Raw genomic sequence first — 14,099 nt, 5'->3', positions numbered from 1 at the left:
GCACAGGGCCCTCCTTGTATGTATTAAATGTAGGCCGAGTTATGATCGTGATAAACGTGATCGCTTGCGCAGTCGAACATTTTCACAAAACCATTCTCTAGATAGAGATTATATTCATGATGTTGATCTAATAACTCAAAGTTATCTTGTGTTTCTAAGCTGAAGTGACTTGAATCTGATAGCAATTCGTAATTTGGATTATCTATTTTACTAATGCTGCTTATTACTTTGCCATTACCATTTGATATAGCCAAACTATAACTATCACCATCCTTCATTATTTTGATGGATACCTTATCTTCAGGTAACACTATAAGCTTTTTCGTGTCACTATCGTGAATTAGAAATTTGCCATCTTTAAAGTAATACTTGTCTTCCGGCAAAGCACCAATCTTATAATCCGATGTATGCAGTTTGTTCCAAAAATCTAACACAGATTGCTTATCTGCTCCTTCTGCTCTATTATACAAGGCTTTCACATCATTATAATCTATGATTACATTTGCCTTATGCTTTCCTTCTACATCTCTATCATAGCTCTTTTCTATTTTCAAGATTGTGTCTTTCAACACTACCTGCTCTTTCTCCTCCACTGAAGCTGACCTTTTTGCCCTTGTTGGAATTTGTGATTGATCAGACTGTATTTCACTATTGTCGTTTGATACAGTTCTCTCTTCAGCAACAACATTAGTAGTACTATGAACTTCTGTCTTAGTTTCACTTACTTGCCCTTTTGGACTTTCGGTTTGTTTCTCTTTTGTGAATATTCTCTGATAGTCCGTGTAGCCTCTGTTAGTATCGCCGATATCGCCACTGCCTTGATCGAAAGTTATTTTTTTGCTTCCATTTCCCATATTCTCAATTTCAACTTGAGGAGAAACAGATGCGAGGAAATCATTATAGCTGTAGTTATAATCAGCAGAAAAGAATATTTTTCCTTTGAAGTTATGGAAATTATTAGATAACATTCCTATTTCTTCATCAGTATCACCATCAAATAGTTTTACTTTAGTGAAATATCTTTGATTGTTGATTCTCACTATTTCACCACTCGAGTTTCTTTGTATCTGATAATCATTTGGATCATGTTTAATGGTAAAAAGTTTACCAGGGGCATATTTTTCTAAGTTTATAAGGCCCACATTTATATGTTTATGAGAATAATCTCTCTTTTCATATTCATGTGCAAATACTGGGTTGATATATTTGTATTCTTCTGGTATAGTATTACCTTGAGCATCATACCTATATTCATTACCACGTTCATCAGCTGGCACTAATTTGTATCCTTCATCCTTTTGCACTAACTTTAGATGAGTAACTTCTTCAGGTAACTGATAGCGTACATTTTTTCCGTGATCATGAATGAATAAGTTACTCCCATTTACAACTTCACCTCTTTCATTTTTCATCTCTTCAGTGATATAGAAGCCCATATTTTTGAATGCATGTAGATTTTCGCCTCCTTGCTTTACAACCGCTTCGTATACATCGTCGTCTGTTCTATCAGTCCCTTTATCATCCAATAATGTTCCTTTTTCTACGATTACACCGCTTTCTCTTTGCTCATCAGAATATTGAGCATGCTTTGAATCCTGATGATTTAGAATTTTGGTCCCTCTAAGAAGCAGAGAATCTAAATCTTTTTGAATGTGTCCAGTGCTAGGATGCAACAATTCATTTTCATGTAAATGTGCTTCATCAAAGTATTCATCACGTTCAACTGTTCTGCCATCTATCAGAGAAGCTTTATAATGACCATTTTCTTTTGTAATAGCCATATAAGCACCACCGTCATATTGAGTATTCAAGTTGTGCAATATGTCCTCAAAAACAAAAGTTTCTTTAGTTTGACCTTCAACTTGCTTAAAAAAGCCCGATTCGCTCGACAACTCTCCAAGCTTTGTATTCCCATCATATATAGATAGTGCACCCATATCTCCGTGACCAAGAGCTTTGATAGAGAAAACTTTACCTTCTTGTAGATTAATATGAGCACCTCTGATTAGGTTTGGATCGATATTAACCATCTCTTCTAACATCTTTTCTACGTCAATGTTCTGAGTTGACTTTAACTGTTTTGAACCAGTGCTTATCATCTCATCGAGCAAGGAACCTTTTAATTCCTCATATTTGGAGGGAATTGAATGATATTTGCCTAAATATTCTTCATAAGAAATCTTCCCTTCACCAAGTTCTCTATCTATTTTAGAATATTCCTCTTGCCTCTCCTGATCCAGACCTTTTAATGCATCGTCGTAAGTTTTCTTCAAATTCTCATCATACTTTGATAGCACCCTAAAAGCTTGCATTTTATACTCTTGACTGTTTTGATATTCATTACCTTGTTGGTCAGAGTAAGTTAGTTTATCCTGTCCATCAGGAGTTTTTACTACCTTTAAAAAATGATATTCCTTTGATATATCGAGGTTATCATTTGTTGCCCTATTAATAGCACGAGCAACATCATAAAATGCAACATGTTCTACAGGAGAAAAACTTCCAACGTTTTCTCCATCTATCTTTTCTATATTTGCTTTATAGTAGGATATGTTTTTAATTTCTCCACCCACTATTTCTTGACCAGTTGCTATAAAATCTCCTTTTGTAACTTGCAAAGCGTTGAGATGTTCCATTGCAGTTTCTGTATCATTCTCAGCAAGCCAACTTTTGAAGTCAGCATCATGTCCTTTTATGTCTTTCAAGAAACTTTTTGATTCATCTGAGTTACCTTGACGTAAAGCATCTAGGTAGTCTCTTAATAAACTAGGATCTTTTTCCTGTAAGTACATTATCAACGCATGACCAGTTTTATACACTAAACTGTTTTCTTCACCATTGGCTGAGTATTGTAAATTTAAAATTCCACCTAGATCCAAATTTGCGGCTTCAGTTTTATCAATGCTTGACCCTTGAGCATTGAACTTGTGATCTGAATGATGTTCAAAGTAATCTGCAATTCCCTCCATTAATACTGTAGGTAGAGATTTTCCTCCTGTAGCCAAGTAAGTTAAACCATGTGCAAATTCATGCTGAAGGTTATGAACGCCACCTTGCTGATAGACATACATCTCAGCAAAAACATCAGCTTCTCCTTTGTAGTAACATTTACCACCCTCATCTCCAAGGTAAGAACCAAAACGTTCGCTTCCGCCAAGATGAGTGTAATCAGCCTTATCATCAAACACATAAATTTTGAACGTTTGTTCTGAGCTACCAGGCTCCAACTTAAATGCATCTTTAAAATTAGTAGCTGTTTCTCTTATTTCACTTTCAATTTTAGCAACTTTACTTGCTCTTAAATCGTGAGAATAAACCTCTACTTTAATATTTAAATCTTTAACTTCTATAACATGCTTATCGTTAAAATATTCTTCTTTAGTTATATTTTTATTTACTTGTTGATTAATTGTCATAATTCTAACCTCTAATTTATTAGTCTTTACAATATCAAGCATAAAGCTACTTCCGCTAAGAAAGTGTAAATTCTCATATTGATATAATTTATATCTTAATAAAAAAGTATAGATAGTTAACTCAATATGAAAAATCGAGAATATAGCTAAAATTCCATGGCTGTTAATAAGTAGCGGAATTATAATTAAGAAATTTACTGAGTAGAAAAAAAGGTAAAAAAATCCTTTAGTAGCGAGTTTTATAATGTAAATTGGCGTTGTAATAATGTCCTAACAAGCGCGATTTGGCTGAATGTAGAAAAAATAAAAAAGACATGCAGCCGCTATAATTTTTATGTAATTTGCCAATAAATATCTGAGTTTTTTACTGAATTTTTGTTGTTGAACCCGCGCGGATCAAAAACAAGGATAAATACTCTTATTGGTATGATAAGGAAAGTGGGAAGGTTTGTCAAGGAATTTCATTCAACAAGAAGTCTAAAAGCAAATTGACTTTCATTTCACTGAAGCACTATACTAAAGCTACGATGGGTAATTAGCTCAGTTGGTAGAGCACTTGCTTGACGTGCAAGGGGTCGCTGGTTCGAGCCCAGTGTTACCCACGTTTTTTTGCTCATAAAAAGATTTTATATGACAGCAGTGCACAATGGCAAACACTCAATAGCAGAGTCCAAGCGCTTAATTTATTCCATAATAATAGTCGCAATAACAATGCTTATGGAGATAGCAGGTGGAGTAATTTCACATTCGCTTGCTCTACTATCAGATGCAGGACATATGCTCACTGATCTTTTTGCCTTGGTTTTAAGCTGGATAGCACACAAATTTTCAGCTAAGAAATCTGATTTACAGAGGTCATATGGGTATCACAGATTGCAGATAATTGCAGCATTTGTTAATGGTTTAACTCTATTTTTCATTGCAGCGGTCATTATAATTGAATCAATAAAGAGATTCATTTGTCCGGTCAATGTTGAATGGAAAGTAATGCTAATAATTGCCACACTTGGCCTGATCTCTAACATTATAGTCTTTTTTATATTACATAGTAAATGCGAAAGTAATATAAACATAAAAAGTGCTGTATTGCATGTTATCGGAGATATTTTAGGTTCTGTAGCTGCTATACTTGCATCCATAATTATCATGTTTACCGGATGGCAAATAGTGGACCCTATTTTGTCAGTATTTGTCAGTGTAATAATCTTAAACAGTGGCTATAAAATTCTCAAGAATTCTTGCCATATACTCCTTGAAGGTACACCTGAGAGTGTATCTGCTGAGGAGATAAAAAGTGAGATTGTATCTAAGTTACCTGAAGTGATAGATGTGCATCATATACATGCATGGTCACTATCTGATAATTATTTTATACTTACTATGCATGCCAAGATAAAGCAAAATGGACAACACACTAATATTTTGTATGAGATAAAAAAAATACTATTAAATAGGTTCGAAATTGCGCACTCTACAGTTGAAATTGAATACGATGAGTGCGTAGACAGTAAAATACTTAAGCATTGACATCTATAGGCTATTTGTTATTACTACAATATCATAATATTATAGAGAGTAGGCTATGATAGGTATTTCCCAAATACAATTTCCTGGAAAGGATTCTTACAGATTAAAGACAGCAAGTTACTTCGCAGCTTTTGTTTCTTTAAGCATTTTAGTTAATCCTGCCAATGTCTTTTTATCTTTTGCCACATTGTTTTTTAGATCTGAAATAAAAACTTTTTACGTTTATAAAGACATAAAAGCTGCAAAGCAGGAAAAAATAAGTAAAAAGGAATATGGGGAAATATTTTTTGAGAAAAATAAAATTAAAATAGCATCTTTCCTTTTATTTTTTGCCTCTATAACATATATAACTTTTACAACTACTTTCCTGCTTGTTTCGTTACTTGCAACAATACCACTTGCAATGGTTTTAATTCTATTACAAAGTGAATTAAGGCCAAAGGATTTTAATCCATTTACGTTACTCAAAGCTGCTATTAGTTTCTTTTTAGAAGGCATAAAAGAAAACTCACGTGGGCTAGTCAATAGCTTTGATATTAAGCTTGAACATTTACTACCCCATCAATTAAATAATGATATCATTAAAAATATTGACAAATTAAAAGATAAATATACTGAACAAGTATCTGAAGACACTATTAATAATGAGGGATTTAAAGAATTTATTGAATATATAAATCACTTACATATGCTTGATGGCCAACCATTTAGTAATGAGAATAAGGGAAAATTAGTAATGTTTTTGCAAGATTTTTGCAAAGGTAATGAGAAACATAGCTCTGGCTTCACTGGTGGACAAATTCTTCTGTTAGTTCTTAGAGCCTGCAATGATGGAGATAGAGAAGCTGTAAAAAATAAAAAAGACGCGTTGATTGCAAATTTACTAGATAGCCAAACTTTCTCTAGAAAAGAACGAATTCCTAACACATGTTTTACTGGTGTTATCTACAGAATGTTAAGTACATTAGAGGGTATTCATTCCGATCCAGAGATTAAATTTACACCACCTAGACAAATGCTCCTTACAGAAGCAGAAAATGAAGCACGTAAGTTTATGTTAGACAGGCTAAAAAATAAGAAGAACAGTAAAGAAATTCTTAGGGCTTGGTATAACGCCCAAAATAATTATGAAGATGATAAAAGTCAAAAAATAGTTGATGATTTTATTGCAGAAGTAAGCGTTCCTTTAATGAGAAGGTTGCTAAGTTTTACTTCTCAGTATAGTGAACAAATTGTGCTGACATTAATGAAAAATATCAGCTCTGTAAAGTTAAATAAATTAGAGCACTTTGTGTTGGGTCAGCACATGAGAGATAGACTGCAGGAGCATGCTTTAGATGACCAACTCGAAAATATCAAAGAAAAAGTCTTTTTGAAGCTTTTAAACCAAAATTTACTTAGGATAGATTTTTCTCTTAAGGATTCATTTTTGAATGAAGCTAAGGGAATAGCTGACGAAATAATAAAAGAAGAAGTAGAGAAATTTAGGTCAGAAACTGCTGAAAAGGCTAGGAAAGTTAACCCTATAGAAGCTCAAATAGATGCTACATTGCAAAATCTGTCAGCCTTGCCACGAGAAAGGAAGTGTTGCATTGCATATAACAGACTAAATGGACAATATAAAGGTGATAAAAGAGAAATAATGGAGAACATCTTACTAAAAAAATTAGAGATAACGAAAGAAGAAATGAATAAGATGCTAGAAGAGTATGATATACGTAAGCTAAAATTAGCACTTGATGATGCATGTAAAAAAAGTGGAAAAAACATGGAAGAAATAATAAAAGAAGTAGAAGAAGTAGTCTCAAGTCGTCTCTCACATGGAGTATCCGCTAGTAATGTAGTAGAAGGAATGAGACATAGCTCATAAAAACTTACGTTCTCTGCCTTGCAGAAGATTTGCAATATTTTTGTAATGCTTCAAGAAAATTAATATCGCTACAGTGAGTAGTATAAGGAATAACTCCTTTTGAAAAAAGAAAGATGCTATAACAGCTGCTGCAGTAGCAGTCAAGGAAGCAAGAGAGGAGTACCGAAAGATAAAAAATACTATTAGCCAGACAAATACAAATGCTAATGCTATAGAAATGTTAAGTGCTATCAAAACTCCCAAAGTTGTTGCAACTCCCTTTCCTCCATTGAACCTTAGCCAAATAGGAAACATATGCCCTAGAACTGCTAAAATTGCAGATACATATATATAAAAATCGTTATTATCACAAAATTGTTGTGCTGTATAAACCGCGACAAATCCTTTCAAAGAGTCTAAAAATAATGCGAGGACAGCAAGTCTCTTATTTCCTGTTCTTGCAACATTTGTAGCACCAATGTTTCCTGAACCTACTTCTCTTAAATTTATACCATTTATTTTTGCAATAATTAAGCTAAACGGTATTGAACCGATTACGTAAGATAATATAAGAATTATATATTTCTCCATTATACTAAAAATCTAGTTGATCTTGTTATTCCTCAGTCTTTTTAGATAGCATTGAACTTCATCATTAATCTGATTGCTAAACAGTATAAGTGCTGTCATATTGATGAGTGCTAAACAAGAGAATAAAGCCCCACCAATATTAGCAATAGCCATTATATCTTTAGACAAACCTGACAAAAATGCAACTACCACCACCGCTATACGATATATTACTACACTTTTTACACCAAACAAATACAGCCATCCCATTTCACAACAATATACAAATGAAATTACTGAGGAAAACGCAAACAAAGGCGCAGCGATGGTTAAAAGTATAGGAAACCAAGAAGAAACTGTTTCAAATGCTTTTTGGGTGATCAATATTCCCTCGCCAATGCCAGTCTGGTATGCGCCTGTTATTACTATTGTTATTCCTGTCAAACAACAAATTAACATTGTATCGAAGCATGGTTCTATCATAGCAACTAGACCAGTCCTAACCGGCTCCTCATCTTTAGCTACAGCGTGAGTAATTGCAGCAGAACCAACACCTGCTTCACTGGCAAAAATTGCCCTTTGAATCCCAGCGACAAATGCTCCTACTACTCCACCACCAACAGCATTGAAGTCTATCATACTGGAAAACAATATTTTTAATGTATTGCTAAAATTGTGAATATTGAATGCAATAATCGTGAAACAACTCAAAATATATATGAGTGACATAATAGGCACTAGTGCAGAAGATACTCTAGCTATTCTCCTGATTCCACCGATAATCACTAGAGCAAGTAATGTAGAAATTATGAAGGAAAGAACCCAAGGATGACTATCTATCCAGCTTGAATAGCCAGATAATATTGAAACCATTTGATTAGTCTGAAATGCTACACTTCCACCAAGACCTGACAATACAAAAAACACTGCATATATTGCAGCTATCACAATACCAAGCTTCTTAAATCCAAATTCCTCTAGTCCATTTCTTATATATTGAAAGGGACCACTGAATAACTGCTCTTGACCTTCTGTTCTGTGCCTGAATGCTAAAGTCACTTCAGCGAATTTTGCAGACATACCAAAAAAGCCTGTGATCATCATCCAAGGTACCGCTCCTGGCCCTCCCATTGAAATTGCAATTGCAACACCAGCAACAGTTCCAAGACCTACTGTGCTTGATAGCGCGGTTACAAATGCCTGAAAATGCGTAATGTGACCATCATGATGATCTGTGTCATATTTTCCACATAAAATAGCGAACGCATGCTTAAACATCCTTATGTTGAGAAATCTAAAACGTAGTGTTAGAAATATATAACCAAAGGCCAATAAAAGAATTATAAATGGTACGTGAAAGATCTTGAAAAACAACACTTCATTCATGAAGTTGCTTACTCCATTTAATGCAGTGTCATAACTTTTATGAAAAACTGAAGCAGCGTATACATCGTTAAACGATAGGCAAAATAACATCATGCAAAGCAATCTATAAATCATGTTTAATACCTTTTGTAATAAGAATCTATTGTATTTAAGACTTCCCTTCTCAGTAGATATATTGCAACAGCATTTGGAATCATAAGGCACATAAACAGGCTATCGCCTAAATAAGATATAAATTCTATATTTTTTGACATACAACTGATATACACTGAACCCACTATAAGAATTTGGAACAATATCAGTACTTTTTTGTTACCAAATAAGTACAACAGGGCAACTTCACAGTAGTAATAGTAAGCTATTATTGTGGAAAATGCAAAGGAAAACATTATCAGCGGAAGAGCTAGCTTGCTCAATAAAGGCAAGGCTGTTGAAAATGCTGAGCTAACTAACGTAATATCACCTACGGTATTAGTGATATGCATATCGGTGATAATTATCACAATACCAGTCAAAAATGAGACTAATATTGTGTCTACAAATGGTGCAATCATTGCAACACTTCCAACTTTAACTGGGTCTTTCTCTTTTACAATCGAATGTGCTATAGCTGCTGTTCCAGTACCTGCTTCATTAGCAAACACTGACCTTCTTACCCCTGCTATTAATCCACTCAATACTCCACCTCCTATAGCTGATTTGTTAAAGATATCTTGAAATATTATAGATAGAGCATTCAGTAGATTATTTCCGTTTACACAGATTAAATATATACACATGCCTATATATAACATTATCATGATCGGCCCTAAACCTGTTGCAACTAAAGCAATTCGCTTTATTCCTCCCAGTATTACAATTAATACAAATAGCGAGATAATAACAGATGTGTTGTATTCAAATAAGTTACTTGACAACGCTGCAATTTGATTTGCCTGAAATGGTATGCCGCCTAGAATCATTGCAACAAGCAGCATAACTGCGTAGATAAATGCAAGGAATTTGCCAGTCTTCATAAATCCAATCTTTGCAAGTCCATGTTCCATATAATAAAAAGCCCCACCAGTTGTGTTTTCAGAGCGATGAGTAAATGCAAGCACTACTTCAGCAAATTTTATTGACATGCCAAGTACTCCGGTAATTATCATCCAAAAAACTGCACTTGGCCCCCCTATTGTAATAGCTATTGCAACTCCTGATATTGTTCCAAGACCAACTGTTCCTGAAATTACCGTTGCAAATGCCTGAATGTGGGTGATTATGCCGTTATTATTATGGCTCTCTAGGTTGAATAGTGTTTGTATCCCATATTTGAACAACCTAAAGTTAATGAATTTGAATCGAATCGTACAAAAAACCCCAGTTGCAATTACCCAAATAATTATAAATGGTATGTTGAATATCTGTATATATAAAAAAGAGTTTAATAGATCAGTTGCTTTTACAATCATGCTGCTCACTACTTTTATATAGCTAATGAGTTTTATATGTGTAGTATATATAAAGTCCAGTGCTTATTGGAATAGTAAGTATATACAATGCGCCTAAAATTGGTAGTGTTATCCAGGGCTTGCTTATAAACAGTATGATCAATATTCCAAAAAACGACACAAATATATAGGATAGGCTTCTAGGAACATAAATGTACTTTGCAGAGAAAGTTGGAATATGACTTATCGAAAAAAATGAAATGGCCAAAAAGTAACAAGCTGTATTCTTTACGTTAAAAAATTGCTCTATAAGAAGTAAGTATTCACTCTCATGAGATTGAAAGGTAATAATTATTGGTAACAGAGCAAGTAAAGCGCATACAGGAGCTGGAACGCCGGAAAAGAAAAATTTTTTCCAGTATAATTGTTCTGAATGTAACGAAACATTGAATCTGGCAAGTCTTATTGATATGCAGATTACATATATCATTACTAAAATCCATCCTACAACTTTAATTTCATTTAACTTCCAAAAATATAAAAGAAAAGCAGGTGCTGAACCAAAATTTAGAAAATCTGCAAAAGAATCGAGTTGTGCTCCAAAATCGCTAGTTGATTTTAAAATTCTGGCTATTCTGCCATCCATTCCATCTATTATTGCTGCAATGATAATAAAAATTGCTGAAAATTCCCATTGTTCATTAAATGTGAATTTAAGTGAAGTAAGGCCAGCACATAAACCCAGTAAAGTTATAAAATTCGGAAATAACTTGGTAATAGGTAAGGATTTACCGTTACTTTCATCGTTATTCATACAATGTCAAAGGTAAGCTTCTCTTGTTTATTTAAATCTGCTATAACTGTCTCACCACCAATAACAGTTTGGCCTTCTGAGACTCTTACCTCTATTCCAGCAGGGATATAAATATTTACTCTGCTACCAAATCTTATAATTCCAAATCTTTCACCTGCTTTTACGCTCTGAGATGTCCTCAAATTACAAACAATGCGGCGTGCAATAAATCCAGCTATTTGTTCCACAATGATTTCTTTTCCCTTTTCATATTCAATCACAATAATCTGCTTTTCATTTTCATTACTGGACCTATTACTCATTGCAGAAACAAACTTGCCTTTCTTGTAGCTCATTTCCTTTATCGTACCAGATATTGGTATACGATTCACATGGACATTCAAAACGCTTAGAAATATGCTAACAAGCGTAAACTTCTTTTCTTCTTCATTCTCTTCTGATAAAGAGTAACTAACTTCTTCTATCTTTGAAATTACACCATCAGCAGGACTTAATATAAAGTCCTTATTGTTTGGTACAGCTCTTGCTGGATCACGAAAAAAATAGGTACATAATAACGTTGGAAATAAGCAAGTAATTCCAGCTCCCCAAGATATAGAGAATGCTATACATGTTACGATAAAGGAAACAACTATAAATAAATAACCTTCTCTGTTTATGTTAGGTAAACCAAAGCACATAATTTATTCTCGATAATTCATTATTAACAATTTATCATTTATAATTTCTCATGAAAAGCTTTTTTTCACTTCTTCACTTTTGGAATGGTTATATAAACATTTGCTTATATAACCATTGATAGAGATTAATTTTTAATGAAAATTTAATTTCTTAGCTATTGTTAATATTATTTTAATAAAAACTTAATAATAATTCTTAATAATATATGAATTGTTGTGTTCTTAATTTCGTATGACAGGGGAAATAGAAAAAGATGAATCTCCTTCCTTATACTCTGCAATTCGGATGGGTGATATTGAAGCTACAGAGCTGCTAATAAAGTTTGGTGCAAATGTCAATGATAATTATGAACGTAATCGTACACCACTACATATTGCTATCGGGTATAAGCAGTTTGAAATAGCGAAATTGCTGATAAATAACGGAGCAAACGTTAACGCAAAAACTGGAAATCATGGCAAAGATGACTTAACACCAATGCACCTTGCAATTTTTGCAAACACGCCAGAGTTTATAGAATTGCTAGCTAGCAATGGTGCGTCAATTGATGAAAGAGAAAGCACTGAAGGACATACACCTTTTCACCTTGCTACTTTATATGGAAATAAAAGTGTAATACAAGCCTTAGTTGACAAGGGACAGAATATTGAAGATATTGATAATAATGGGCGTACAGCTTTATTTTTAGCTATTAGGCAATGCACTGAAGCAAAGGATGATAGCAGAGTAGAAGTTATCGAGTATTTGATAAATAAACTCAAAGCAGACATAACGAAAAAAGATAATAATAACAACACAATACTTTTTCCTGCTGCTAATAATTGTCCTGGAAAAGTAGTGGAACTCATCATTAAACAATATATAGAAAGCTTTGGTAGAGATCGGTTGAAGAATTTTATCAATCACAAAAATAAAGCTGGAATGGATGCTTTGGATATTGCGCTTAATAGTGGGAATGAAAAGGCCATTGAAGTACTTAGCTCATATGGAGCAGATATCGAGAATAAAGTAACTCCCAAGATTACTGTAGAAAAACCAAATAGTACCTTAGATGGAGCGGAAAGTATAGAAGTGGTATCCCCAATCAAACAAAAATAAAAGCAGCTCTAAATTCCTTGCTTTATTTACATTCTTTCTATAGTATGATATGTTAATGTTAGAATAGGGTATGTTTGCAGGTCAAAATAATAATCAACAGCAAAATAGAAATAGAGCACAGGCTTTAATAGAAAGAGTGCAAAATGCTTACAACAACACTAATAAAATTAAAAGATTCATTAATATAGTTTTATTAGTAAGTATGATTCCTTCATTTTTTCTTCTTGTACAGCTCTCTTTGTATTTATCATTAGTAAATTATTTTTTCAAACCAAGGGAAAATGAAAAAAGATTATCAGCGTGGCCAAAAAATGTTATTAGAATAACATTAAGCATTTTTTTAATTATACACATTATTAATTCCTGTGTGCTTTTGGTACTGCCTATATTGTGCTTATGTTTGCTAAACAAATCACTCATTGAAGAAATACAGCAGTTTAACGATTTAATACAACAAATTCCAGAGGAAGAAAGGCCTATTTTCTTTCAAGATTTAGCAGCCATTCCTTTTATGGCACAAACTACTCATGACCCAAGTGCAGTTGCTAGTATAAACTTGAGTGTTGATAGACTCATAGAAAAGTATAAAGAGAATTTAAGCAAAGATGAATTCTATGTACAGCTAAATAGAGGCAACACAACCGACATTGAAGAGTACATCAAACAATCAAATGAATTTACAGAAGGCGATAAATCTCATGCACTTGAATGCTTAAGATTTATCAATAGAACAGGAGATAATTTTAAAGACAATCATAGTAAGTTAACATTAAAGCAAGCAGCTATTTTATGTTGGAAAGCCTGCAATGATAGAAATACAGGAACAGAGAATCAAAGAATTCCTTTGAGTGATGCAGGCATAAAAAATAGAAAGGATATGTTTGTAAAAGGTCTTGTAGACGCTGCAACAACTTATGGTAATCAAGGTCAAAGTTGTGCAGGTGGAACATACAATAAATTATTTGAGTCTTTATCTGGCTTACATCCATCAGTGGTTATTACACTCGATGGAGAAGAGGCTAGAGAAATGATAAAAGAAACGATCACACAAAAATTCCCTGAAATGGCCAGAGCCAATTTCACCAATTTCTCTGGAACAGAACAAGAAAGGATCCGTAGCGAGTTACCAGAGTTATCATCTGAAACAGTAAGGTATATTATGACTACGCATTCAGCTCTTGAGAGAAGGTGTCAAGAGTTCAGCAATAGATTAAACAATGATAAAAAGAATGAAATATTAGAAGAGTGTATGAGCAACTTATCCTGTGTTGAGCTAGAAAGTCCAATTGAAAGGAGAAGGTAAATTGTATTTGATTGTCGCCATTTAT

General features: G+C 33.6%; 10 protein-coding genes and 1 tRNA gene. 5 read left to right on the top strand and 6 right to left on the bottom strand.

The window, feature by feature from the left end:
* Window positions 1–23: 23 nt before the first annotated feature.
* Window positions 24–3,416, bottom strand: coding sequence for a peptidase M2 (locus AB3210_RS05465; RefSeq protein ID WP_264336138.1), 3,393 nt, complete (start codon window positions 3,414–3,416; stop codon window positions 24–26).
* A 529-nt stretch (window positions 3,417–3,945) separates the two neighbouring features.
* Here AB3210_RS05465 and AB3210_RS05460 point away from each other — a divergent pair.
* The 3 genes from AB3210_RS05460 to AB3210_RS05450 all read left to right on the top strand — a co-directional run bounded on the left by AB3210_RS05460 (window position 3,946) and on the right by AB3210_RS05450 (window position 6,813).
* A tRNA-Val gene (locus tag AB3210_RS05460) sits at window positions 3,946–4,018 on the top strand.
* Window positions 4,019–4,046: 28 nt separating this feature from the next.
* Window positions 4,047–4,943: a cation diffusion facilitator family transporter gene (locus AB3210_RS05455; protein ID WP_007302486.1), complete on the top strand. Its 897-nt coding sequence runs from the start codon at window positions 4,047–4,049 to the stop codon at window positions 4,941–4,943.
* A gap of 55 nt (window positions 4,944–4,998) precedes the next feature.
* The gene (locus AB3210_RS05450) at window positions 4,999–6,813 is read left to right on the top strand and encodes a hypothetical protein (protein ID WP_052264700.1); all 1,815 of its coding nucleotides are present in this window, start codon (window positions 4,999–5,001) and stop codon (window positions 6,811–6,813) included.
* Here AB3210_RS05450 and plsY read toward each other — a convergent pair.
* Genes plsY through AB3210_RS05425 form a run of 5 tightly spaced genes read right to left on the bottom strand, consistent with a single transcriptional unit; the run spans window position 6,808 to window position 11,672 of the window.
* Window positions 6,808–7,383 (bottom strand): glycerol-3-phosphate 1-O-acyltransferase PlsY, encoded by a 576-nt coding sequence (gene plsY, locus AB3210_RS05445; RefSeq protein WP_367363634.1) that lies wholly within the window; start codon window positions 7,381–7,383, stop codon window positions 6,808–6,810. The genes AB3210_RS05450 and plsY overlap by 6 nt on opposite strands.
* 12 nt (window positions 7,384–7,395) lie before the next feature.
* On the bottom strand, window positions 7,396–8,862 hold the full coding sequence (locus tag AB3210_RS05440; RefSeq protein WP_052264702.1) for an alanine/glycine:cation symporter family protein: 1,467 nt from the start codon (window positions 8,860–8,862) through the stop codon (window positions 7,396–7,398).
* 2 nt (window positions 8,863–8,864) lie between these two features.
* The gene (locus tag AB3210_RS05435) at window positions 8,865–10,199 is read right to left on the bottom strand and encodes an alanine/glycine:cation symporter family protein (protein ID WP_052264703.1); all 1,335 of its coding nucleotides are present in this window, start codon (window positions 10,197–10,199) and stop codon (window positions 8,865–8,867) included.
* Between the two features lie 22 nt (window positions 10,200–10,221).
* The gene (locus AB3210_RS05430) at window positions 10,222–10,992 is read right to left on the bottom strand and encodes a CDP-alcohol phosphatidyltransferase family protein (RefSeq protein WP_019236894.1); all 771 of its coding nucleotides are present in this window, start codon (window positions 10,990–10,992) and stop codon (window positions 10,222–10,224) included.
* Window positions 10,989–11,672: a phosphatidylserine decarboxylase gene (locus AB3210_RS05425; protein ID WP_017532443.1), complete on the bottom strand. Its 684-nt coding sequence runs from the start codon at window positions 11,670–11,672 to the stop codon at window positions 10,989–10,991. Before AB3210_RS05425 ends, AB3210_RS05430 begins: the two co-directional genes overlap by 4 nt.
* 232 nt (window positions 11,673–11,904) lie before the next feature.
* Here AB3210_RS05425 and AB3210_RS05420 point away from each other — a divergent pair, with 232 nt between their 5' ends.
* The gene (locus AB3210_RS05420) at window positions 11,905–12,771 is read left to right on the top strand and encodes an ankyrin repeat domain-containing protein (protein ID WP_019236893.1); all 867 of its coding nucleotides are present in this window, start codon (window positions 11,905–11,907) and stop codon (window positions 12,769–12,771) included.
* 70 nt (window positions 12,772–12,841) lie between these two features.
* Window positions 12,842–14,074: a hypothetical protein gene (locus tag AB3210_RS05415; protein WP_019236892.1), complete on the top strand. Its 1,233-nt coding sequence runs from the start codon at window positions 12,842–12,844 to the stop codon at window positions 14,072–14,074.
* Window positions 14,075–14,099 lie beyond the last annotated feature (25 nt).

This window comes from Wolbachia endosymbiont (group B) of Scrobipalpa ocellatella, from assembly GCF_964188425.1.
Classification (GTDB): Bacteria; Pseudomonadota; Alphaproteobacteria; order Rickettsiales; family Anaplasmataceae; genus Wolbachia.
Note: the sequence above shows the minus strand (reverse complement) of the source record. Positions and strands in the feature narration are given on the sequence as shown.